Source organism: Marinomonas atlantica (genome assembly GCF_001639725.1).
Classification (GTDB): Bacteria; Pseudomonadota; Gammaproteobacteria; order Pseudomonadales; family Marinomonadaceae; genus Marinomonas; species Marinomonas atlantica.
Genome location: NZ_LTAW01000063.1, coordinates 1 through 236 on the forward strand (window position 1 = coordinate 1; position 236 = coordinate 236).

Annotated in this window: 1 protein-coding gene; it reads left to right on the top strand. The window is 44.5% G+C overall.

Annotated features, from left to right (window positions below; genetic code table 11):
* On the top strand, positions 1 to 192 hold a 192-nt coding region (locus tag AYW75_RS18555), incomplete at its 5' end, for an aldehyde dehydrogenase family protein (protein ID WP_156490901.1).
* Positions 193 to 236 lie beyond the last annotated feature (44 nt).

Consider the following 236-nt stretch of genomic DNA (forward strand, 5'->3'; position numbering starts at 1 on the left):
ACCCAAAATGTCAGCCGTGCGCACCGTTTGCTTAAGAAAATGGAAGCGGGTACAGTATTTGTAAACACTCATGATGCCATGGATTCATCATTGCCATTCGGTGGTTACAAGCAGTCTGGTATTGGTCGAGATTTAGGCCCAGAGCAGTTAGATCACTTTCTACAAGTCAAAACCGTGATCATGCAGCTTTAATGAGTGATCCGTTGCTAGTGGAAACGGTCTATATCCTGCAACAA